Annotated in this window: 19 protein-coding genes; 11 read left to right on the forward strand and 8 right to left on the reverse strand. The window is 40.8% G+C overall.

The features are described from left to right. Nucleotides 1–20: 20 nt before the first annotated feature. From CWC16_RS12255 to fadI, 3 genes are all read right to left on the reverse strand, one after another. Complete coding sequence (locus CWC16_RS12255) at nt 21–530, reverse strand: GNAT family N-acetyltransferase (RefSeq protein WP_138541726.1); 510 nt, start codon at nt 528–530, stop codon at nt 21–23. Nucleotides 531–801: 271 nt separating this feature from the next. Then, entirely contained in the window at nt 802–3024 is a 2223-nt protein-coding gene (gene fadJ / locus CWC16_RS12260; protein WP_138541727.1) for a fatty acid oxidation complex subunit alpha FadJ, read from the reverse strand. Beyond that, nucleotides 3024–4334, reverse strand: coding sequence for an acetyl-CoA C-acyltransferase FadI (fadI, locus tag CWC16_RS12265; protein ID WP_138541728.1), 1311 nt, complete (start codon nt 4332–4334; stop codon nt 3024–3026). The genes fadJ and fadI overlap by 1 nt, the downstream gene beginning before the upstream one ends. Nucleotides 4335–4663: 329 nt before the next feature. On the opposite strand from fadI, the gene CWC16_RS12270 reads away from it, so the two are divergent. The 9 genes from CWC16_RS12270 (at nt 4664) to CWC16_RS12310 (ending at nt 13925) form a co-directional block, all read left to right on the forward strand. Continuing rightward, nucleotides 4664–5620, forward strand: a complete 957-nt coding sequence (locus tag CWC16_RS12270) for an AAA family ATPase (RefSeq protein ID WP_029773481.1) — start codon at nt 4664–4666, stop codon at nt 5618–5620. Between the two features lie 3 nt (nt 5621–5623). Beyond that, entirely contained in the window at nt 5624–6568 is a 945-nt protein-coding gene (locus CWC16_RS12275; RefSeq protein WP_138541729.1) for a DUF58 domain-containing protein, read from the forward strand. A 2-nt stretch (nt 6569–6570) separates the two neighbouring features. Continuing rightward, nucleotides 6571–7005, forward strand: coding sequence for a DUF4381 domain-containing protein (locus CWC16_RS12280; protein WP_138541730.1), 435 nt, complete (start codon nt 6571–6573; stop codon nt 7003–7005). Next, nucleotides 6998–7984, forward strand: coding sequence for a vWA domain-containing protein (locus tag CWC16_RS12285; RefSeq protein ID WP_138541731.1), 987 nt, complete (start codon nt 6998–7000; stop codon nt 7982–7984). The genes CWC16_RS12280 and CWC16_RS12285 overlap by 8 nt, the downstream gene beginning before the upstream one ends. Further along, nucleotides 7984–9885 (forward strand): VWA domain-containing protein, encoded by a 1902-nt coding sequence (locus tag CWC16_RS12290; protein WP_138541732.1) that lies wholly within the window; start codon nt 7984–7986, stop codon nt 9883–9885. The genes CWC16_RS12285 and CWC16_RS12290 overlap by 1 nt, the downstream gene beginning before the upstream one ends. Next, on the forward strand, nt 9879–11543 hold the full coding sequence (locus tag CWC16_RS12295; RefSeq protein ID WP_138541733.1) for a BatD family protein: 1665 nt from the start codon (nt 9879–9881) through the stop codon (nt 11541–11543). The genes CWC16_RS12290 and CWC16_RS12295 overlap by 7 nt, the downstream gene beginning before the upstream one ends. A gap of 63 nt (nt 11544–11606) precedes the next feature. Continuing rightward, complete coding sequence (locus tag CWC16_RS12300; protein WP_039972214.1) at nt 11607–12164, forward strand: sigma-70 family RNA polymerase sigma factor; 558 nt, start codon at nt 11607–11609, stop codon at nt 12162–12164. Beyond that, nucleotides 12164–12916, forward strand: coding sequence for a DUF3379 family protein (locus tag CWC16_RS12305; RefSeq protein WP_138541734.1), 753 nt, complete (start codon nt 12164–12166; stop codon nt 12914–12916). The genes CWC16_RS12300 and CWC16_RS12305 overlap by 1 nt, the downstream gene beginning before the upstream one ends. 163 nt (nt 12917–13079) lie before the next feature. Then, a complete protein-coding gene (locus CWC16_RS12310; RefSeq protein WP_138541735.1) occupies nt 13080–13925 on the forward strand; it encodes a Tim44 domain-containing protein in 846 nt (281 codons plus the stop codon). Between the two features lie 114 nt (nt 13926–14039). Here CWC16_RS12310 and CWC16_RS12315 read toward each other — a convergent pair whose 3' ends face one another. From CWC16_RS12315 to CWC16_RS12330, 4 genes are all read right to left on the reverse strand, one after another. Next, complete coding sequence (locus tag CWC16_RS12315) at nt 14040–15230, reverse strand: amino acid aminotransferase (RefSeq protein WP_138541736.1); 1191 nt, start codon at nt 15228–15230, stop codon at nt 14040–14042. 80 nt (nt 15231–15310) lie between these two features. Beyond that, on the reverse strand, nt 15311–15970 hold the full coding sequence (locus tag CWC16_RS12320) for a GAF domain-containing protein (protein WP_138541737.1): 660 nt from the start codon (nt 15968–15970) through the stop codon (nt 15311–15313). 56 nt (nt 15971–16026) lie between these two features. Next, nucleotides 16027–17676 (reverse strand): SpoIIE family protein phosphatase, encoded by a 1650-nt coding sequence (locus tag CWC16_RS12325; RefSeq protein WP_055017183.1) that lies wholly within the window; start codon nt 17674–17676, stop codon nt 16027–16029. Continuing rightward, complete coding sequence (locus tag CWC16_RS12330; RefSeq protein WP_004587319.1) at nt 17676–17981, reverse strand: STAS domain-containing protein; 306 nt, start codon at nt 17979–17981, stop codon at nt 17676–17678. Before CWC16_RS12330 ends, CWC16_RS12325 begins: the two co-directional genes overlap by 1 nt. A gap of 129 nt (nt 17982–18110) precedes the next feature. Between CWC16_RS12330 and CWC16_RS12335 the strand changes: the two genes are divergently transcribed. Beyond that, nucleotides 18111–18440: an SUI1 family translation initiation factor gene (locus CWC16_RS12335; RefSeq protein ID WP_138541738.1), complete on the forward strand. Its 330-nt coding sequence runs from the start codon at nt 18111–18113 to the stop codon at nt 18438–18440. A 12-nt stretch (nt 18441–18452) separates the two neighbouring features. Here the strand turns inward: CWC16_RS12335 and CWC16_RS12340 are convergent, their stop codons facing one another. Continuing rightward, on the reverse strand, nt 18453–21467 hold the full coding sequence (locus tag CWC16_RS12340; protein ID WP_171037655.1) for a bifunctional diguanylate cyclase/phosphodiesterase: 3015 nt from the start codon (nt 21465–21467) through the stop codon (nt 18453–18455). 359 nt (nt 21468–21826) lie between these two features. Between CWC16_RS12340 and CWC16_RS12345 the strand changes: the two genes are divergently transcribed. Then, on the forward strand, nt 21827–22984 hold the full coding sequence (locus CWC16_RS12345; protein ID WP_055014034.1) for a chorismate mutase: 1158 nt from the start codon (nt 21827–21829) through the stop codon (nt 22982–22984). Nucleotides 22985–23169 lie beyond the last annotated feature (185 nt).

A 23169-nucleotide genomic window follows, 5' to 3' on the forward strand; every position in this document is an offset into this window, starting at 1 on the left:
TAGCTTGCTAGCCCTATTTGCTACAACTTTAATGTGTATATCAAATCATCATAACGTGTATTATTAATAGTATGCGCTTGCGTATTAGTGCCCGTTAACGTTAGTCCACACTTTTGTAATACTTTTTCAGAGCCTATATTCCCCTTTGTAACCACGGCTTTAAACTGTGTAATACCCCATTGTTGCCATGCCCACTCAATCACGGCACGCAGTGACTCACTGGCAAAGCCTTGATTAAAATACGCGGGTAAAAACAAATAGCCTAGCTCAGCTTGCTCAAGCTCGTACGTAAACCCCGTAACACCCATGGGCTCATTTGAACGCTTATCAAATACGACAAGGCAAAACGGATGAGTAGAAGTGCTATCCCAGCTTTTTAAACGTTGTTCAAATCGACTGCGTACAAACGCTTCACTGGGCATATCGTAGCAATAACGGATCACGGTTGAATTTTGATGTAACTGCAAAAATAATGGCCAATCACTGCTTTGAAGTGGGCGCATTGCTAGTCGTGCTGTAAACAACTGCATAATGATTTACCTCTTATCTGCTTAGCTGCAAATTAAGCTAACATAATTTATAGCAAGCAACTTAATTATAAGCCTTATTTGAAGGTAAAAAACCTGTCGATAACTAAATAAAGACTGGCAATCTAAGTTTATAAATGCACGTTTTTAACACAGTATGCACCGAGGTTAGCCCTAAAGAATAATTGCTTATCATTGCGCCCTAGTATTCTATATTTACAAATAGCAGGTATAAAAAAACCGCATATAATGCGGTTTTTTTAATCAAGCTGTTTTACGAGTCTTGCTTTGGAGAGTCAACGCTCTCTTCTTGAGGTTGCTCATCAGCAGGCTCTGCTTCTATTGCTTGTTCAGCAACAGGTGCTGGGCTTAGCTCAGTTGTAACAGGCTGCGTTTGATAAAACTTAGCGTCTGATTCAGCCATACTTACTAACGTATCGCACGGAGCAAAGTTCGCATTGCTATTAGCCAAAGTAGACATTTCAGAGCTAACCTTACTTGCGCCCAATTTATCCATGTAGCTAAACGGTCCACCTAAAAACGGTGGGAAGCCAATGCCAAATATAGCGCCAATATCGCCATCACGTGGGCTGGCAATAATGCCATCGTCTAAACAACGTACTGCTTCGTTAAGCATTTGTGATACACAACGCTTAGCAATCTCGCTTTTATTTAAACGCGGAGCAGGTGTCACACCTAATAGCTCATACACTGACTCGTCAACTTTTTTGCTCTTTTTATCGTACTCATAAAAACCACGACCCGTTTTACGGCCTAGGCGTTTTGAATCAATCATACGAGAAAATGCATCTGGCGCTTTAAATCGCTCGCCTAATTCTTTTTCAAGAATTGGGGCAATTTTAGAGCCTATATCGATCCCTACTTCGTCAAGTAAAGCAAGCGGCCCCACTGGGAAGCCAAACTCTACAAGTGCTGCATCTATTTTTTCAATTGGCTCACCGGCAAGCATTAAATTAGCCGCTTCATTTACATAAGGCGCTAAAATACGGTTTACGTAAAAACCAGCCATGTCTTTTACCACAATGGGCGTTTTACCTTGCTTACGAGCAAAGTTAACTACACGTGCTATGGTCTCTTGTGACGTGCCTTCATGTGGAATAATTTCCACTAGTGGCATTTTTTCAACTGGCGAGAAGTAATGCAGACCAATCACGTTTTCTGGACGCTGCGCCTGCGCTGCAATTTGTGAGATAGGCAGTGATGACGTGTTACTAGCAAAAATAGTATTGCTTTGACATTGCTGCTCTATATCAGCAACCATACCTTGCTTTAAGGCTAGGTCTTCAAATACAGCTTCCACTACTAAATCAATGTGTTTAAAGCCGCTGTAGTCAGTAGTACCGGTAATACGGTTCATGGTTAACTGCATATCAGCTTTAGACATAATACGGCGCTTAAGGCGCTTATCTAAAATTTTGTAGGTGTAGTTCATAGCATTACTAATGCCCTGCTCTGCTACATCTTTAATACGCACAGGTACCTTGGCTTTTACTGCGCTTACATGCGCAATACCAGCCCCCATTAAGCCACCACCTAAAACGGCAGTTTTACTGATAGCCGGCGCATCATCGCTGCGCCACTCTTTTTTCATTTCCGTGGTTGCAAAGAAAATACTACGAAGCGCTTTAGATTCATCACTCATTACAAGTGTTGCAAAACTTTCAGCTTCTGTTTTGTATGCTTTTAATTTATCAAGCTCTACATTTGCACGCACAGCCTTAATAATTGCAAGCGGTGCAGGGTAATGTCCGCCGGTTTTTTTAAGTACGTTTTCTTTCGCCTTTTTAAAGATAAAGTTACGACCAAACGGGTTCGACTCTAATAATTTGCTTACTTTATCAAGCTTAGGCTCTTTATCTGCTGGCTTTTTCTTAGCTGCAAATTCTTTAGCAACTTTTAACAATACACTTTGTGGCACAACGTCGTCTAATACGCCCGCTTTTTTAGCTTGCTTAGGGCGAATCTGCTTACCTGTTAGCATCCACTCTAGCGCTTTTTGAATGCCTACAATTTTAGTTAAACGCTGCGTACCGCCACCACCTGGTAATAAACCAAGTTGTACTTCAGGCAGACCTACTTTAGTAATATCGCTATCCGTGCCTACGCGGTAATCACACGCTAAAGCAAACTCTAAACCACCACCAAGCGCCGCACCATGAATTGCGCTAACCGTTGTGTAAGGTAGCTTTGTCATATCAAAAAAGGCTTGATGACACAGCTCACTGATTGCTAAAGCATCTTCACGTTTTTGCACGCTATCAAGCATTTTTACATCAGCGCCCGCGATAAAATTATCGCTTTTACCACTAATAAATACCATACCCTTTACTGACTCTTGCTTGGCTTCTTCAAGTAAAGCTTTTAAGTCATCAGCGAATGAGTCGCGCAGGGTGTTCATTTTTTCACCCGGCACATCAATGGTTACTACGGCAATTTTGTTTTCATCTACCGTTAAATTAAATACTGAATCTGACATTACGCGCTCTCCAATACAAAGGCTGCACCTAAACCACCAGCAGCACACGCTGTTGTTAATGCTAAACCGCCACCACGACGTTTAAGCTCGTGTAAGCTTTGCGTAATTAAGCGAGCACCTGTTGCAGCAAATGGGTGACCATATGCTAAAGAGCCGCCGTTAACGTTAAACTTATCCATGTTAATTTCGCCAATTGCTTTGCTACGACCAAGTTGCTCTTGCGCAAACTTATCTGATGCAAACATTTTCATGTTAGCCAGCGCTTGTGCTGCAAATGCTTCATGCATTTCAATTAAATCTAAATCAGCAAGCGTAATACCTGCCCTATCAAGTGCGATAGGCGTTGAATGCGCTGGGCCCATTAGCATATCTTGCTCTACACCAATTGCCGAGAACGCAAAACTGCGTACATAACCTAAAATTTCGTAGCCTAGTGCTTTTGCTTTGCTTTCGCTCATCATCAGTACGGCAGCTGCACCATCGGTTAAGGGTGTTGCGTTTGCTGCGGTAACCGAGCCATGTTGGCGGTCAAATACTGGTTTAAGCTTAGCGTAGCCTTCAACGGTAGAATTTTTACGGATGTTATTATCTTCTTCAATAAAGCTTTTATATGGCGGCAAGTGCGCCGTCATAACTTCATCTTTTAACTTGCCATCTGCCCATGCTTGGGTTGCAAGCGAATGCGAGCGATGCGCGAGTGCATCTTGATCTTCACGGCTAATGTTGTGTGTTTTAGCCATTTGCTCAGCTGTTTGCCCCATAGAAAGGCCTGTCGAGTACTCAGCAACCGCTGGCGGTACTGGTAATAAATCTTTTAAACGCAGTTTTGAGAATATTTTCAAGCGCTGGCCTAAGGTACGCGCTTTGTTTAAATCAACTAAGCTACCTGCCAATTTTTTACTTACGCCAATAGGCAGCACTGAAGATGAGTCAGCACCACCAGCAATACCTACATTTACAGAGCCTGCCATAATAGACTCAGCTACATTGGCAATGGCCTGAAAGCTGGTAGCACACGCACGCGATACAGAATACGCATCTACACCTACAGGCATACCCGTACCTAATACTATTTCACGCGCAATATTTGGTGCTTCTGGCATTTGCACTACTTGACCAAATACAAGTTGATCGATTTCTGACTTGTCGAAATTTAATCGTTCAAGCATTTCGTTAACCACCAACTTACCCATATCAAGGGCCGGTACATGGTGAAACGCTGTTGCTTGTTTTGCAAAAGGAGTACGTAAGCCGCTAACGATGGCAATACGGTCGCCTTTTGGTGTTTTTAGTATATTTTGCTCAGACATTTATGCTCTCCCGCTGACAGGTCTGACCTGTTTGTTTTCCTCGATTCTAAACAACCCGTGTGCTAAAGCCAATAGATAAACACAAATTTATACAAAAGCACTAAAGCTAGATATACACATAGTGCTTAATATTGACTACCACAATAGGCTTTTTTACGCGTTTTTACAAAGATTTGTGGTACGCTAAAAACCGTTAAAAAATAACGAACTATTTTTAAAAATACAGTCTAACTCTTGAGTTACTCACTTATAAACCTTATAACTAGGTCAGTATTAATCACCTAAAAAAAATTAGGTACAAACCCAGCTGACGAGGAAGTCTATTTATTATGGCAGCTAACGCATTCAAACAATTAAAAACGTACTTAGATACACAAATTATTGGCCAGCCAGAGCTTACTCAAGCACTCCTTATTGCCATTTTAGCTGATGGGCACCTATTAGTAGAAGGCCCACCAGGGCTTGCAAAAACCCGTGCTGTTAACGCCCTTGCTAAAGGCATTGAAGGCTCGTTTCAACGCGTTCAGTTTACACCCGACTTATTACCTGCGGATGTCACAGGCACCGATATTTACCGCCAACAAACAAGTGAATTTGTGTTTGAAAAAGGCCCTTTATTTCATAACCTTATCTTAGCCGATGAAATAAACCGTGCCCCAGCAAAAGTACAATCAGCGTTATTAGAAGCCATGGCAGAGCGCCAAGTAACGGTAGGTAAAAACACCTACCCGCTTAGCGATTTGTTTATGGTAATGGCTACCCAAAACCCGCTGGAGCAAGAAGGGACTTACCCGCTGCCAGAGGCACAATTAGACCGCTTTTTACTACATTTAAGCATTGATTACCCAGGTGCAGAGCACGAGCTAGATATACTGCGGTTAACCCGTGGTGAAGCGCTTAATGAACACCAAGCGGTAATGCAGCAAATTACCCAAAGCGACTTATTTGCCGCTCGCCAAGCTATTTTAGGTTTGTATTTAGCCGAGCCGCTTGAGCAATATTTAGTACAGCTTATTATTGCAACTCGTGAAGGGGCTAAGTTTGATGAGCAACTTGGCCGTTGGATTGAGTTTGGCGCAAGCCCCCGTGCCACCATTGCACTTGATAAATGTGCCCGTGCCCACGCTTGGTTACATGGCCGCGACTTTGTAGCACCCGATGACATTCAAGCCGTTGTACATAATGTTCTGCGCCATCGTATTATTTTAAGCTACGAAGCACAGGCTGATGGCATTACTAAAGATCAGGTAATAAGCCGCATTGTTGAACTTGTAGCCGTACCCTAAGTTATGCAAACACAATTAGACTCAAAGGCGTGGCTAAAGCAAAGCCATAGCCACGGTGTAAATTTAGCGTTAAAAGAGCTTATGTATTACAAAGCAAAAGCGCAATTGCTAGAGCTTGCACCAAAAGTTAAAATTAAAAACAGTTTAGCTGGGCAATACCTTGCGCCTCACAAAGGCCGAGGCATGGAGTTTGCCGAAGTACGCCATTACCAGCAAGGCGATGACATTCGCTCTATTGACTGGCGAGTAACAGCGCGTACCGGCGAAACCCATACAAAGCTTTTTCAAGAAGAAAAAGAGCGCCCTGTGTTTGTATTTACTGATTTTTCAAACTCTATGCTATTTGGCTCAAAGCTGCTGCTTAAGTCGGTACAAGCTGCGCACATTAGCGCGCTCGTTGCTTGGTCGGCGTGTCAGCGCGGTGATAGAATTGGCGGCATTGTGTTTAACCAGCACTCGCATTTAGAACTTAAGCCAAGCGCACGCGAAAAAGCCGTTCTTAAACTTTGCCATAACCTATGCGACAACCACCAACAAGCACTTAACAATATAGACAAACAACCCACTAACAACTTTAGCGATAATTTAAAACGCCTTAACCATTTAGCAAAACCTGGCAGCTTGGTGTATTTAGTCTCTGATTTTAATGCCCTAGATGATGCAAGCTTTAAGCAATTAGAAATTTTAAGCCGCCACTGCGAGCTGATAGGCTGTCATATAAGTGACCCATTTGAGCATCAGCTCCCTGCGTTTAAACAAACTGTAACGGTAAGTGCAAATAATCAAGACTTTGCCCTTCCACTAATGGACAGTAATTTTAGAAAACGCTTTGCAAAAAATGCCGAGCACGCATTTAGTACTCGCCTTAACCGCTTAACTAAATCAGGCCTTAATTTAATATCATTCAATGCAGCCAGCCCGCTTGAACTGCAATTAGTGAGAAAGTAACCATGCAATCCAATCCACTCGACGGCCTGCACGACATAATAGCACCAAGCCAAGTAAGTTGGTGGCCACTCGCTCCTGCTTGGTGGGTTATTATTACCCTGTTATTTATATTAATTTGTGCAGCTGCTTTTTGGTTTTACAAAAATCACAAATTTAAAAAGCCAAAACGTTACGCAATAGATTTAAGTAAAACAGAACAAAACCCGCTCACCCTTCATATTATTTTAAAGCGCCTTGTTATTGAGTATTACGACAAACGCCTAGCTGCACAGTCAACCACTAATTGGTGCAATACGCTTAATGCGTTAACAGGTTTAAGCTTTAGCGAGCAGGAAATACTCAGCCTGTATAACACCGAGCAAGCAAACAAAGAACTAACCGACAAGTTTCGCCAAGGTATTAAACAATTTAAGTTAAAGGAGTCAGTACATGTTTGAATTTAGCTGGCCCTGGTTATTTTTATTACTGCCGCTGCCTTTATTACTTTTATTATTAAAGCCAGCTGCAAGTAGCGCACAAACGCGCCTTCGCATTCCTAGCTTTGCTCAACACAATTTAGCCACACACAGCTTTGAACAAGGCACACGTAAGTTAAGTATTTTTGAATGGACTTTATGGTTATTACTGGTAACAGCGGCTGCAAACCCAACGTGGTTAGATGAGCCTATTTCATTACCTAATGAAGGACGCGATATAATGCTTGCGGTCGATTTATCAGGCTCGATGACCGAACAAGACATGGCCTACAACGGCCAATATGTTGATCGCCTCACTATGGTAAAAGCCGTATTGAGTGACTTTATAGAGCAGCGTCAAGGTGACAGGCTAGGGCTGATATTATTTGGCGATACCGCATTTTTACAAACGCCGCTAACTCGCGATGTTAAAACCGTAAGTAAAATGCTTAGCGAGTCTCAAATTGGCTTGGTAGGGCGCGCCACCGCTATTGGCGATGCGCTAGGTTTATCGGTAAAACGTTTTGCCAATAAAGATAAAAGTAACCGCATTGTGGTGCTATTAACCGATGGGCAAAACACCGCGGGTAATTTAAAACCTGAAGACGCCCTACTCCTTGCCCGCGAAGAAGGTATAAAAGTGTATACCATCGGGGTTGGCTCTGATAACCGACGCGGCTTTAGCCTTTTTAATATGGGCGGTATGAGTGGCGGCAGCTTAGATGAGAACCTATTAAAAGATATTGCTGAACAAACCGGTGGGCTATATTTTAGGGCCAAAGATGTAGCTGGACTTCAGCAAATTTACGCAGAGCTCGATAAGTTAGAGCCAATTAGCGCAGATGAGCAAACATTTCGCCCGCAAAGCTCATTGTTTTACTACCCACTACTTATTGCTATTTTGCTCATTAGTTTAAAAATACTGTTAAGCACCTTACGTGCATTAAAGGAGCCTAACTAATGGACTTTACATTTATTCGCCCCGCTGTTTTGTGGCTTTTGATACCAGCGCTGGCTTTGTTTTTTATCGCCTTTATTAAGTATAAAAAACAAAGCGCAGATAACCTAATAGCGATTCATTTGGCGCCGTTTATTATGAACGAGTCAAACACTAAAGCCAGCCAACCACTCTGGTTGGTTGCTGTATTTTGCTGTTTAGCGATTATGTTTAGTGCAGGCCCTAGCTTTGAAGAAAAACAGGTCCCTGTATTTCAAAGTAAAAGCGCTCGTGTAATTGTAATGGATATGTCGTACTCAATGTACAGTACCGATATAGCACCAAATCGTTTAATGCAATCGCGCTTTAAGGCACTCGATATGATTGAGCTGTTTAAAGAAGGCGACACGGCTTTAGTTGCTTATGCCGGCAGTGCCTATACTATTTCGCCACTTACAAACGATGCCACTACGCTTAGCAATTTAATTCCGAGTTTAAGCCCTGACATTATGCCCGATAAAGGCTCTAATGTTTTAGCTGGCCTTGATATGGCAAAGGAGCTTTTAACACAAGCAGGCTATATTGATGGCGATATAATATTAGTCACTGATGGCATAGACCAAGAAGAGCAAAGCGATATTACTAGCTTTACCAGTAATTCCTCTTATCGGCTAAATATATATGGCGTTGGCACAGAGCAAGGCGCGCCGATTAAATTACCTGAAGGCGGCTTTTTAAAAGACAGCTATGGTCAAATAGTCATTCCCACTATTAATATTAGCCGCTTAAAAAGCCTAGCGACGCGAAGTGGTGGAAAGTTTGCCCTTTACCAACCTAGCAGCAGCGACATAGCTACTTTTGCACCAAGTGCCAATAGTGAGTTATTAAAAGATGAAAAACAAAGCCATGCCCTTTGGCGTATAGACGCCGGTATATACGGGTTACTTATTTTACTGCCCTTAGGTCTTTATTTATTTAGAAGTGCAGCATTTTTAGGGGCCTTTTTGGTACTCAGCGTTTTGCCAACCCAGCAAGCAAGCGCATTAGAGCTCCCCTCTTTTTTAAAAAATACTGATCAGCAAGCACTTGATGCTTATAAAAATAAAGATTTTGAACAGGCCGCCAATGCCGACTCAAGCAGCTTAAAAGGGGCCGCATTGTACCAACAAGGTAATTTTGATGCCGCACTAGAAGCCTTTAGTAATGATAAATCAGCCACTGGTTTTTATAACTATGCCAACGCGCTTGCCAAATCAGGACAGCTAGAACAAGCCATAGATGCTTACAAACAAGCACAAACGTTACAACCTAACTTTAGCGAAGCCGCTGATAACCAAGCTTTGGTTGAGCAGTTGCTCGAGCAGCAACAGCAGCAACAGCAAGAGGGTGATTCGCAAGATAATCAGCAACAATCTGATCAAAGTGAGCAACAAAACAATCAGCAATCAGATCAAAGCCAACAAGGTGAAAATAGCGATTCTCAATCAGAGCAAAGCCAAGGCGAGCAATCACAAGATCAGCAAGGTGAGCCAAGTGATGAGTCTGACACTGAGCAAGACCAACAAAGTGCTGAGTCGGGTTCACAATCAGATAAACAAAATGAGCCAGACCTACAAACTCAGCCACAAGCTAATCAAGAGCAAAAACAGCCTGAGCAAACAAACGAAGAACAGGCTGAAAATGCTCAGCCGCAAACAGCGCAGCAGCAAACGTTAACAGATGAGCAAAAGCAAAACGCGCAACAAGCCGCGCAAGCACAAGCCCGTGAGCTCACCAACGAAGAGAAAGAAAAAGCCCAGCAGCTTAACCAGTTATTAAGAAAAGTACCGGACGATCCGGCAATTTTATTACGGAATAAAATGCAATTAGAAGCCCAAAAAAGACAATATCAACGTCGCCCTACAGGAGTAGAAAAATCATGGTAATGCGATTATTTTGCTGTTTATTGCTATTAAGTGCGATGCCATCATGGGCCGCCACCAAATTAGAGGCAAGTGTAGATAAAAACCCAGTCCTTGCTGGCGAGTTTTTTATGCTTAACATTTCAGTGGACGACACAATAAAAACCGAGCAACCCGACACCTCGGTGTTACTTAAAGACTTTGTCGTTGGGCCCACAAGTTTGAGTACGCGCACCAACATTATAAATGGCAGTATTAATAAGCAAACAACGTGGTCTGTAAAGTTAATGACCCGTAATGAGGGCGAATACACCATTCCAGCCTTTACCGTGGCCGGTTTAAGCTCGCAACCTATAAAATTAAAAGTGGCTAAACGCGCAGCCGATGCTGATAAAAATAACGATATTTTTTTAAAAACATCGCTCTCAAGTGACGCGTTGTTTGTTCAAGAAGCTGGCGTATATACGATTAAACTCTACCTAGCAAAAGAGCTACTTGATGGCAGTTTAAGTACACCAACCATGGAGGATGCCCAACTTACTCAATTAGGTAAACAAGCCGAAAGCTATGAGCTTGTAGATGGTAAACGTTATTTAGTGATCACCCGAGAATACTTACTACAACCGCAAAAAAGCGGCGTATATACGATTACAGGCCCTACGTTTCAGGGCCGTGTACAACAAAACTACCGCCAATTAGAGGTGTCTGCTTTAGGGGATGATCAGCAACTTGAGATAAAACCTATCCCAGCAAACTATAAAGGCGCATGGCTACCAAGTGAATTAGTTAATATTGATGAGCAGTGGCAACCTGATGAAAATACAGTAGAAGTTGGCACACCTATTACACGCACTATTACCTTAACCGCATTAGGGGTTACTAAAGAGCAACTGCCTGAAATTGATATGAAAACCATTGCGGGAATTCGCAGTTATCCCGACGAGGTAGAAACAAACAATGCAGTAAGAAACGGACGGGTTGTATCTCAGCAAACAGCGTCATTTGCGTTATTACCACAAAAAGCAGGTACCTACACCCTACCTGAAATAACATTGCCTTGGTATAACACCAAAATAAACCGTATTAGCTATGCTAAATTACCTGAACGTACTATAACCGTAACACCAAGCGCCAATGGTATAAACCCAAACACTGCTACAAACGACCCCCTTAATACAGGTGAGCCAAATTTGCCTGACAATAATCTAAGTAATACAGAGCAACTCAATACAGCAGTAGCCACGTCGCAAAGTGTTATTCCGCTTTGGTTAATTATTGTTGCCGTGCTGGGGTATATTTTTTGGATAATCACTGCAATTTTTTATTGGCTAAGCCGTTCTACTAATAATGAGCCAAAAAATAACAGTGCACCTGTAAATAAAGCCCAACCGCTTTCATTAAACGCGCTTAAAAATGCAGCTAAATCAAATAATCTCAATGCATTTTATAGCGAACTAAATGCGGTAGCGATTAAGCTTACGGGCAAAAAAGTGACTGCGATAGATACGTTAATACACAACATCAATAATGATGAACTGGCGACGCAGGTTAACCGTTTACAGTCAGCTCTTTATGCAAATAGCAGTGCAGATGTCGATCTTAATGCTATTATTAACATAATTGAGCAGCACCAAGTTCAACGTATAAAGTCGCAACAAGCTGTATTAAAAGACCTTTATTAACTAGTTTGATAAATTTAGGTCTTTTCATGCATTAAATAATAAATTTTAATTAAAAAAGTACTTATGCTTGGAAAGAAAAAATCAAATAATCAGGTCTTAGTTGATATGGCAGAGAAACAAAAGCGCTATGAAGCCTTGGTCCATGTATATAATAAGGAGCTTTATCGCTTTGCTTATTGGTTATGCCGTGACCCACATATTGCAGATGACCTAGTACAAGAAACGTTTTTACGTGCTTGGCGCTCGCTTGACTCATTATTGGACCAAAAAGCCGCCAAGCCGTGGCTGCTGACTATTTTGCGTAGAGAAAATGCACGTCGCTTTGAGCGCAAGCAATTTGACTACAGCGATGTAGAAAACGATACACTTGTCGATGAAACCAGTCATTCGTTAGATGATGAAATGGAACAAACGGTTATCCAACGCCAAATTGCGCTGTTATCTGATGAATACAGAGAACCCTTACTTCTGCAAGTTGTTATGGGGTGCTCTGGTGAAGAAATAGCAGAGATTCTCGATTTAAATAAAAACACGGTTATGACTCGTTTATACCGTGCCAGAAACCAACTTAAAGAGGCTTTAAGCCGTGATGATGAACAACTTAAAGGGGCATCAAAATAATGGATGAACTTGAGTTTCGTCGACGCACTATTGCGCAGCCAAACGATTTAGAAAAGGAGCTTTTAGAATTTGCTAAAGAAAGCTCTGAGCGACAAAACTTTATTAACGACATGAAAGACTTTGATAAACAAATTCAAGATGCGTTAGATGTGCCTGTGCCTGACAATCTTGCTGAGCGTATTCTTTTAAACACCTCGTTAAAAGAAAAAGCAATGCAAGAAGAGCAAGCAACTGGGGATAACGTTGTAGATGCACGCTCACGTTTTAAGTTTGACCGTGTTCACTTAGCCCTAGCCGCGTCTTTTTTTGTAGCTATTGGCGCATTCTTTTTTAGCACAGAGCAACACATTGCCCACGCAGCAGGTGAACATGCTTTAACCCATGTTTACCATGAAATTAGCGCCCTTGAAAAAACCAATGCTATTAGCCTACAAAGCGTTAACGATAAGCTTGCACTGCTAGGCGCTCATATAGAAGAGCTGCCTGGTAAGATTACTTATGCAATGTTTTGCGATTTCAAAGGAGAAAAAGGTTTGCACTTAATTTTTGAGTCAGACTTTGGCCCAATGACAGTGTTTATTGTTCCTTCTGAGAATAAGTCGTTTGGGTTTGGCGAAGATGATTTTCATGATTCTCGTTTTGCAGGGCATATTAATCGAGGCGAAAAAGCCGATACTATTTTAGTGGCAAATACCGGCGCGCCAATTAATGTGTACAACGAGCGGGTTACCAATGCTATTCGTTGGCTATAACTTTAATGTTATTTTAAAAGCGCTAAAATAAGCGCTTTTTTTGTGCCTATAAACAATTGCCACTGTTTACTTATCACTCGTTCACGTTGATTTTAAGCGTAATTTATTAAGTTCTACAACAAAGTAAATTATAATTCCTGCTCGATTTAAATTAAGGAATTTCATGAAGAACATCATCGTTATATTTTCTTTACTAGCACTACTTTGTACTGCCAGTTTTGATGTACATGCACGTAAAAAATTTGGTAGCAGCAAACGCGGCAAAACCCCAACAACTCAACAAACCGCACAAAAGCAAAAAGCTGACACGACAACACAAGCCCCGGCTACTAAAGCTAAGTCGAATAAAAAAGGCATAATGGCGGGCGTACTAGGTGGACTTTTAGCCGGTGGGTTAATTGCAGCAATGTTAGGTGATAATTTTGAAGGGTTTCAGCTATTGGAAATGATTTTATTAGCTGGAGCTGCATTTATTATATTGAAGCTTGTTATGGGCTTTATACGCGCTAAACAATCCCCGCAGCTTGCTGGCAATAATATGGGGCAAAATGCATTTAAACACGCTCAATCTGAGCAGCCTATAAATAATAGTTTTGCTCAGCAAAGTACTAGCGCAGAACAGGTGCCTTATAACTTACCACCCAATTTTGACGTAAATGGCTTTTTACAAGGTGCGCGTAGCCATTACCATACGCTACAGATAGCATGGAACAATGCTGATTATGCAACGATGGCTGAATACCTAAGCCCAGAGTTAGCACAAGAATTTAAAGCAGAACGCGAAGCGATTGAAAGTGTAGACACTGAAGTTATGTTTATAGATGCAGAGCTTGTTCGCGCCGATACAACAGCGAGCGCTTGGCAAGTAAGTATTCGCTTTAAAGGTAAGTACCGTGATTTAGGTGATAAAAAAGAAGAGCCAATTTTAGAAATTTGGCACCTTGAGCGCTCAACATCAAATGATGCACCATGGCTGATTGTTGGTGTTGAAGACTTAATTGAAAGCTAAGCTCATTTTAATACCAATCCGCATAATTCAGTGATCTATTTTGAGGAGGGGTATAAATTAAAAAAACCGCACAACCTTTGGTTAGTGCGGTTTTTTTGCTATTTAGCAGACGATTTATTTACATACGTCAGCGACAGCATTTGCAAAGTATTCAATATTTGCATCGCTAATACCGGCTACGTTTACGCGGCTAGAACCAACAATGTATATACCGTATTCTTTTTGTAGGCGCGCAATTTGCTCTTTATTAATGCCTAAGAAAGAAAACATACCATGTTGACTTTCAATAAACGAAAAGTCTTGCTCTATTTCTTTTGCTGCTAAGCTTTCTTTGATTAAGCTACGTAAACCATTAATACGATTACGCATTTCATCAAGCTCACTGTGCCACATTTGTGTAAGTTCTGTGCTGCTTAAAATAGTGTTTACAATGTCGGCACCGTGCGCCGGTGGCATTGAATAAATACTACGTACAACGCTTAATAGCACAGAGTTTGAAATATCTGCGGTTGCAGCGTCTTTTGCAATAATAGAACACGCACCAATACGCTCACGATATAAACCAAAGTTTTTAGAACAAGATGAACAAATAATTAGCTCTTCTACCGCATCAGCTAAAATGCGAAGCCCTCGTGCATCTTCTTCAAGTGATGAGCCAAAACCTTGATAAGCAATATCAATAAGTGGTGTAAAGCCGACTTCTTTTGCAAGCTGAGCAACGGTGTTCCATTGTGTCTCGTTTAAGTCCATACCACTTGGGTTATGACAACATGCATGAAGTAGCACAATGTCCCCTTTTGGTACTTGCTTAAGGGTGTTTATCATGTCGTCAAACAATAAGTCTTTGTTTTCGTAATCGTAGTACGGGTACTCTTTAACGTTTAAGCCTGCTGCTTCAAACAAGCTAATGTGGTTAGCCCATGTTGGTGTAGTTACCCATACTGTTGCGTCTTTATTGCAACGTTTAATAAACTCAGCCGCAACGCGAAGTGCGCCTGTGCCACCTGGCGCCTGTGCAGTACGTACACGGTTTGCTAAAAGCGCTTGATGCTCACCTAATAGTAGGTTTTCCATTTTTTGACAGTAGTCTAAGTTACCCGCTAAACCAATGTAAGATTTGCTTGTTTCGTTTTCTAGACGAAATGCTTCAGCTTTTTTTACCGCTTTTAATACCGGTGTATTGCCTTGCTCATCTTTATAGACACCTACACCTAAATCAATTTTATTAGGGTTTGTATCTTGTTTATAGGCTGCCATAAGGCCAAGAATAGGATCTGTTGGTAATGGTTTTAATTCTGAGAACATTAGCTATCTCTTATCATTAATTAGGGGTTGGCTGTTGTAGTAAGCTTAACATAAAAGCTTACCTTCTTGGCTAGTGATATTTACACTAGAAAGTGAGGAATTTTAATGCAGCACGCAACTAATACAGCCAATGTACGGCTATCAAAAAAGTCGTTACTGAATGCCTCCGCATCAACAATACCGACGCACTCATGTTGATCATTAAACAAAGGTAAACAGGTTTCAGCTTTTACTTTAGGGTCGCACGTATAGTACTCGCCACCTTGTGCTAAATAGCTCTCAACGTTGTTAATTACACGCCCACGCTTAGATAACGCAACTTGTACATTATTACTGCCTGCTGCAAATGCATCAGTGAGAGGAAACAGTGGACGGCTTGGCGCGCCTTGATACGCCAGTTTTAATAATTGCGAGCCTTGAGCTGTGTCAATTGCCTGATAAATACCATACCAATCGACCTGTGTTTGCTGGGCTATGTAATTAACTATATTTTGCAGGTTTGCTAGTTTTTGCTCGTTTTGTGAAGTCGCACTCACGTAATCGGTGAGCTTAAATGGCTCATCTTGTAAATAACCAAACAAACTACATGCACCGCCTTCACCAAGTTCAGGAATTTGGTACTCCCAACGCACAGACGGCAACGCGCTCTGAGCAATATACTGTTCTAGCTGCTCTAGCTCTTTGGCAATTAATTGTGGGTCTATGTTTAATTGCGCAATATCAAGGTAAGAAGAAATCATTTGGCCATCCATACATCTAAAATTTTTTAGATAATACCATGGAAATTTTTTCTGAGCTATAGCAACTTATAACACAGTTCGACTTGGTTACCACTTGCGTTATACGTCACTTTTTCTGCCACTTCTTCGAGTAAAGATAAGCCGCGACCAAACTCTGCGTTGAGTTCGGTACGTTTTGAAGAGTCACTTGAAAACCCCCTACCCGAGTCACAAATAATAAAGTACAAGCACAAAGTATCTGGGCAATAACGCATATCAATAATGATCATCGCCTCTTTCATTTTGCTTAGTGCTTGCTCTCTTAATTCATAGTATTTAAAAAAGCCATCGTCTTGTTTTTTTATGTCTGAATCTAAGCCTAATACACCGTGATCAAGTGCGTTGTTATATGCCTCAGAAAGCAATAAAAATATATTTGAGCGATGCGACCTAAGCCCCTCAACACTGCTTAATACATTAACAACATCATACACAGGGTCTGTGCATTTAATTTGCTGCGCGTTTAAGCTAAGTGAAAAGTTAAACGCTAAATTAGAGTACGCCTCTTTGGCCTCAGGCTCTGGGGTTAGTGGCAAACAATTAAGCAGTACTAAACTTAAGTCGTCTAATTGCTCGCTACCATTGGCAAAAGTATTTACATTATCTATAACGCGCTGGCTGCTGATCATCGGCTTGCTTTTTAGTGCAGCTAAAAAGCGCTGCTCACCATAAAAAATATCAGCATCGTTGTTAGTTTCTATTATGCCGTCGGTTGAAAGCACTAAGCGGGTGTTTTTATCAACTTCTAAATTAATTAGCTCGTATTCAAATTCATCACTGTCTAAAATCCCCAGCGCCATGTGTTGCGATTCAAGCGTTTGCTTTACTTCACCATCAGTATTTATTAAGTAGGCATCGGGCAAGCCGCCCAACCAAGCTGAAATACTTTTGCCTGACGCACTGAGCTCAATAATGGTTGCCGCACAAAACATATGCTCCGGTAGTAAATTGTGCAGCAATATATTAATTTCAGAGGCAATATCATTAACTGCCATGCCTTTTTGCACCATAGTATAAAACACCCTAGATGCTGGCAGTGCGCCAATAGCAGCAGCTAAACCATGGCCTGTAAAATCACCCAACATGCAATATAAATTGCCAATTGGACTTTGCGCGACTAAAAACATGTCACCGTTAAACATAGAAGCAGGAGACAGGCTAAAGTCTAAATGATCGTTAAATTTATCTTGGTTTTCGAGCGAATTATTAAAAATGTGCTCAATAATTTCGTGCTCGCGCTCTATTTGATTGCGATGATACTCAAGCAGAGTGTTCTGTTGGTGGGCTTTTTTACTTAATTCACGCGTACGGCTATGCGCCTTTATTTTTGCGTTTAAAATTACCTTTTCAAATGGCTTTTGAATAAAGTCATCCCCGCCTACCTCTAAACAACGCTCAAAGCTGTTTTGATCTTCAAGCGAAGTAATAAAAATTATAGGTAGGTAAACGTCGTTATAGCGCTGCTTTATTCGCTTTGCGGCTTCAAAGCCATCCATTACCGGCATAAGCACATCGAGTAAAACAATATCAATGGCTTCTTTTTCTAGCACTTCTAGCGCTTCGAGACCGTTAAACGCTATTGATATTTTATAGTTTTCCTCAAGCAGCATTTTTTCCAGTAAGATGCGATTAAGTGCTTGATCGTCAACAATAAGTACGTGGGTCATTAGTTAATATCAAACTTTTTGTCAAAACGTGATATTTGCAGTATTTTTTTAAGCTGAGGCTGACAGTTACTAATCTCTATGGTTTGTACTTGGCTTTCAATGGTTTTTTTCATGTTAAGCAACATACCTAGTGCAGAACTATCCATGTAGTCGGTCTCTCTTAAATCGATAATCACTTTATTTGTTTTAGGCTCAATTTGCGCATAAGCTTGGCGAAATGATTGCACTAAATTAAAGTCAAATTTACCTTTAATTTGTATCGTTAAAGTACTTTCATCAACCGATAAACTCTTTGTTAAACTCATTCTAAACTCCAATTATATTTCCTTTGATCTAAATATAACCTGTTAAAAGTATTTAGCAAAAATAAAAACACTCGCCAGTAAATTTGTTATTATTTAATACATCAATAAAAACGTTTATTTAGGTAAATTATGAGTGATGACCGCTTAGTATATTCCACCGACATGGGCCGAATTAGCCAACCAAAGGTTGAGCAAGCACCCTCGGCAAAACTATTTAAAGATGGCTTTATCCGTATCGAGCGCCAAACTAAGGGGCGAAAAGGTAAAGGTGTCATGTTGGTGGTAGGTATAGACCCAAAAGCACACGATTTAAAAAAGCTAGCCAAAACCATAAAAAGTAAAATGGGCCAAGGTGGTGCGGTAAAAGAAGGCGTGATTGAAGTTCAAGGCGATGATCGCGAAAAATTAAAAGGGATTTTAGAAACCCTTAAATTTAAAGTAAAAATTGCGGGTGGTTAAACCCGCAACCTTTTATTTGCTACTAACACTATTAGGTTCATCATTTAATTTTTTGTACAACGCTGATAGCTCTTTCTCAGCAACCGGTTTGCTGTAATAAAATCCCTGCACAATATAACAATTATTATTTTGCAAAAACTCTATTTGCTCTTTGGTTTCAACCCCTTCTGCAACTACGTCTAATTTAAGTTTTTTCGCCATGGCTATAATAGCGGCGGTTATTTCCATATCATTAGGGTCGGTTGGAATATCTTTCACAAACGAGCGGTCAATTTTTAATATGTCGACCGGGAATCGTTTTAAGTAACTTAGTGACGAATAACCTGTACCAAAATCATCAATAGAAATTGAAATACCTAACGCTTTAAGTTCGTGTAACTGCGTTATAGCCGCTTCAACATTACCCATTAACATACTTTCGGTCAGCTCTAAGTGAAGTCGTTTAGGGCTTACACCTGTTTGCTTAATAATATTGCTTAACATAGGGACTAAATTAGCGTCTTTAAACTGCCGTGCCGATAAATTAATCGATACGTTGTTATCACGACCCTCTTTAGCTAAACGCACGGCAAACTCGCAAGATTGGTGTAATACCCACTCACCAAGCTCAACAATAAGCCCTGTTGCCTCAGCAATAGGAATAAACTTAGTCGGAGAAATAAGCCCTTCTATTGGGTGGAACCAACGCAGTAGCGCTTCATAACCAACTACATGTTGAGTTAATGAATTAATTTGCGGCTGATAATAAACCTCAAACTGTTTTTCTTTAATTGCATGGCGTAATTCATTTTCAATGAACAGCCTTTCATTGGCAGCTGCGTTAAGCTCTTGACTATAAAAATGGTAAGTATTACGCCCTTTTGCTTTTGCCTCGTACATTGCTAAATCAGCATGCTTTAAAAGCTGATCTTCTTCTAGGCTATCGTATGGGGCCATTGTAATACCAATACTGGCGCTGACTATCACTTCGTTATTGCCAAGTTTTATAGGCACGTTAAGTGTTTTTTGAATGGTGTTTGCCACATCGCTAGCATGCTCTTGGCTTTCAATACCGCTGAGTAAAACAGCAAATTCGTCGCCACCCAAACGGGCAATAGTATCTTCAGCGCGTAACCGTGCTTTAAGACGATTAGCCACTTCAATTAACAGCTGATCCCCCGCATCATGCCCTAACGTATCGTTAATTCGCTTGAACTCATCTAAATCAAAGTAAAAAAGGGCAAATGCATAATGGCCGCGCTCAGCCAAAGCCATTGATTTACGCAGCTGCATTCTAAAAAAGGTTCGGTTTGCTAAGCCCGTTAACGTGTCAAAGTACGCTAGCTGCTCCATTTTTCGCTGGCTTTCTTTAACAAACGAAATATCTTGCGCGGAGGCTACATAACTGGTGATCTCACCGCCGTCTTCGCGAATAGGAGAAACACTTAAAGACACCCAAATAGGCTGCTTATCATTGCCTTGAATCAAGGTATCCCCCCGCCAGTAATTTCTACTACGAAGGTCGATATTGATGTCTTCGACTAAAATAGCCATCTCTGATGCAATAATATTCAAAAGTGGTGCGCGATTAAAATGGCTTTCGGGGTAGCCTGTCATTTCAAGCATTTTGGGATTTACATATTCAATCACAAAATTTTCATCCGTGATCACTACCCCAGTCCCTGAGAAAGCAACAGCTTTTGAGAGTTTGTTAGCGGCTTTTTCAGCGATTTCTTTTTCTGTAATTCGCTGATTTAACCCATCTATAAGCTTACGAATTTCTACGGTCATATCTCTGAACGAGCCGTTCAGTGTACCTATCTCATCTTTATTCTCAGGCGGGAATTCAGTTAATAATTGCCCTTTACCAAACCCAGTAACCGCATGCACTAATGTGTGTATTCTGCGAAGCACTAACTGATACAGCGCTTGATGTAACAATAAGGCAACCAGTACCGCATAAAGCACAAACAAGCCAAAAAATTTCAGTTTTAAATCTTGCAGAGCTGAGAGCGTTGATGAGCGTTTTTTATAAACCCCAATATACCAGTCTAACTTGTCAATTTTACGAATATTAATAATGTGTGCTTCATCGTTTTGTACAAACGAATTAGCATACTCTGGTAATTTCATGGTAATTGCTTCATTTATAATGGCTTGCAATTGCGGATTAACAAATTCGTTTGTGGTTATGGTTTTATCTTTACTGCCATAGCTTGCTTGTAGCGCAGGATTAAGACTCGGATGTGCAAGTAGCTGACCTTTTTTATCAAATACCAGTAAATGCTTTTCTTTATCTCCAACGGGTAAAAAAGAAATCAACGTATTTAAATCAATATCGCTGCCCGTCACACCTAAGAATTCATTGTCTACATACAAAGGAACGAGCAAGCTAATGACCCATTTATGCCACACCTTATCGTAATAAACCTTAGACCAAACGGGCTCTCTGCTCGGGTTTAAATCACTTTGAACATATTTAAATGTTGCACCATTAGAACCCCTTAGTTCAGGCGGTGCGTTTAACGCCCAATTTGGGGGCGAAACACGGATGAAATCATCTTTAGTGATCATATAAAAATTAAAAAAGTCATGAATTAGGGTTGGTGAAATAATTTTCCATAACGACTCTGAGTTATTGAAGAGGCGCTTGTAAAAAGGAGAGTAATGCTGCTGAGGAAGAAATGCAGCTGAGAGGCCATCACTTGATGCACTGCGAATAGTGCCGTCACTATTAAATTGAAATTGGGTTTTGTTAGATAAATTAATTGCTGAGCTTTCGCTAAATAGCTGCTCTGAGACAACATTATTGGCTTGCTTGGCAACAGCCGACTTTGTTTTAATTAATGCGTCAAATTGCCTGATGAGTAATTCAGTAGAGCTTTTAAGTACTTCATGCTCTTCAAAAACTAATTGTTTTTCTTCAGATTTTAGCATCAGCGCGGCAGCGCACACACCGGCAATTAAACAAATTGCAGATATAAGCAATGACAGCTTTACACTCAAAGAATTTAGTCCAAAACGCGATGGAGGGCGTCTATACACCACAGGCCAACCTTATTATTTTAGTTGTTGTTATTTTTAGCTAATACCTGAAATATACCAGATCCCTATTCATATTTATAAACTATTTGTGAATTTTATCTAAAAGTTAGCCTGGAGCTGATAATTCTTCATCATGTTTATTTAAACTGGCTTGCTGGTTGACTTTGCCAGTAACACCTCATACATTAACAGGATGAAAATTATCTTATCTTGCACGTTTTTTTCTTTTTTTAGCTTCTTTTTATAAAAGAGGCTGAACTGTTTGTGAGATAAAATCAATCGAATAGCAAAGCCTCCCACTAGGGAGGCTTTTTTGTTTTAGTTGCGCACATGCAACTTATTTTTGGAATGAGGAAACCAAAATGACCAACGACGTTTTAAACGCGCTCAGACACGACATTAATGAAATAGATTCAGATTTATTAGTGTTATTAGCCAAACGCCGCCGCATAAGCCACGGCGTAGTAGAGTATAAAATTGCTAATAATAAACCGATTCGTGATGAAGCGCGTGAACTAGCCCTATTAGAAAAGCTAATAGGTTATGGTAAATCGCTTGGTCTTGACGCGTATTATGTAAATAACGTTTTTCAGACTATTTTGGAAGACTCTGTTTTACATCAGCAAGCAATGCTGCAAAAAAACCTTAACCCAGATGCATTAAGTGAAACACATCGTGTTACTTATTTAGGTGGGCAAGGTACTTACAGTCAACTAGCATGTCATAAGTACTTTAGCCGCCGCCCTGGCAAGTTGGTTGAAATTGGCTGTAGCTCATTTGACGAAATAACAGGCAAAGTAGAAAATGGCCAAGCAGATTTTGGATTACTGCCAATAGAAAACACCAGTTCGGGCAGTATTAACGAAGTGTTTGATTTATTACAACACGCTCAAGTATCAATTGTTGGTGAAGTGACCCACAGTGTAGAGCACTGCCTACTTGCAACCCCAGATACTGAATTAAGCCAATTAACCAAAATTTATGCTCACCCTCAGCCATTTGCTCAGTGCAGTCGCTTTTTACAAGGGCTGGGGGACTTACAACATGAAACCTGTGATTCCACCTCAAGTGCCTTGCAGTCAGCATTAAACACGCCAAATAGTGCGGCTATTGGCTCAGCGCAGGCGGGTAAAAATGTGGGCCTTGAAGTGATTAAGTCAAACCTAGCTAATCAAAGCGAAAACCACAGCCGCTTTATAGTCGTTGCACGCAAGCCACTGCAGGTGTCTAAACAAATACCCACTAAAACCAGCCTCATTATGGCCACTAAACAGCAAGCAGGTTCATTGGCTGATGCGCTAATGGTGTTTAAACAACATCAAATAAACTTAGTTAAACTCGAGTCTCGTCCTGTACCGGGTAACCCGTGGGAAGAAGTGTTTTATGTGGACTTAGAGGCAAACCTTGCCGATAACCAAGTAAAACATGCTTTAGAAGAGCTAAAAGAACATACTCAATATGTACGTGTATTAGGTTGTTACCAAAGTGAATCTTTACAAGCAGTAAGTGTAAATACCTAACCTAAAACGTTAATACCAAAAGGGCCTAAATAGGCCCTTTTTTAATCGCTCATTTAAAATGTTTTAAACGTATAGCCTAAGTAACTACACATTTTTAACCCTTTTATACCAATCCGCATAATTAAGTGATCTATTTTGAGGATGGATAAACGTGTTGATAGCAAGGCAAAAAATTCGCTATTTAG

This window comes from Pseudoalteromonas sp. S3776 (genome assembly GCF_005886915.1).
GTDB lineage: Bacteria > Pseudomonadota > Gammaproteobacteria > Enterobacterales > Alteromonadaceae > Pseudoalteromonas.

What these genes read in the sequence shown, in the direction of transcription:
- fadJ (WP_138541727.1), bottom strand. Translation starts at nt 3,024, where the DNA reads ATGTCAGATTCAGTATTTAATTTAACGGTAGATGAAAACAAAATTGCC.
- CWC16_RS12275 (WP_138541729.1), top strand. Translation starts at nt 5,624, where the DNA reads ATGCAAACACAATTAGACTCAAAGGCGTGGCTAAAGCAAAGCCATAGC.
- CWC16_RS12310 (WP_138541735.1), top strand. Translation starts at nt 13,080, where the DNA reads ATGAAGAACATCATCGTTATATTTTCTTTACTAGCACTACTTTGTACT.
- fadI (WP_138541728.1), bottom strand. Translation starts at nt 4,334, where the DNA reads ATGTCTGAGCAAAATATACTAAAAACACCAAAAGGCGACCGTATTGCC.
- CWC16_RS12305 (WP_138541734.1), top strand. Translation starts at nt 12,164, where the DNA reads ATGGATGAACTTGAGTTTCGTCGACGCACTATTGCGCAGCCAAACGAT.
- CWC16_RS12285 (WP_138541731.1), top strand. Translation starts at nt 6,998, where the DNA reads ATGTTTGAATTTAGCTGGCCCTGGTTATTTTTATTACTGCCGCTGCCT.
- CWC16_RS12280 (WP_138541730.1), top strand. Translation starts at nt 6,571, where the DNA reads ATGCAATCCAATCCACTCGACGGCCTGCACGACATAATAGCACCAAGC.
- CWC16_RS12345 (WP_055014034.1), top strand. Translation starts at nt 21,827, where the DNA reads ATGACCAACGACGTTTTAAACGCGCTCAGACACGACATTAATGAAATA.
- CWC16_RS12290 (WP_138541732.1), top strand. Translation starts at nt 7,984, where the DNA reads ATGGACTTTACATTTATTCGCCCCGCTGTTTTGTGGCTTTTGATACCA.
- CWC16_RS12300 (WP_039972214.1), top strand. Translation starts at nt 11,607, where the DNA reads ATGCTTGGAAAGAAAAAATCAAATAATCAGGTCTTAGTTGATATGGCA.
- CWC16_RS12295 (WP_138541733.1), top strand. Translation starts at nt 9,879, where the DNA reads ATGGTAATGCGATTATTTTGCTGTTTATTGCTATTAAGTGCGATGCCA.
- CWC16_RS12270 (WP_029773481.1), top strand. Translation starts at nt 4,664, where the DNA reads ATGGCAGCTAACGCATTCAAACAATTAAAAACGTACTTAGATACACAA.
- CWC16_RS12320 (WP_138541737.1), bottom strand. Translation starts at nt 15,970, where the DNA reads ATGATTTCTTCTTACCTTGATATTGCGCAATTAAACATAGACCCACAA.
- CWC16_RS12255 (WP_138541726.1), bottom strand. Translation starts at nt 530, where the DNA reads ATGCAGTTGTTTACAGCACGACTAGCAATGCGCCCACTTCAAAGCAGT.
- CWC16_RS12325 (WP_055017183.1), bottom strand. Translation starts at nt 17,676, where the DNA reads ATGACCCACGTACTTATTGTTGACGATCAAGCACTTAATCGCATCTTA.
- CWC16_RS12335 (WP_138541738.1), top strand. Translation starts at nt 18,111, where the DNA reads ATGAGTGATGACCGCTTAGTATATTCCACCGACATGGGCCGAATTAGC.
- CWC16_RS12330 (WP_004587319.1), bottom strand. Translation starts at nt 17,981, where the DNA reads ATGAGTTTAACAAAGAGTTTATCGGTTGATGAAAGTACTTTAACGATA.
- CWC16_RS12315 (WP_138541736.1), bottom strand. Translation starts at nt 15,230, where the DNA reads ATGTTCTCAGAATTAAAACCATTACCAACAGATCCTATTCTTGGCCTT.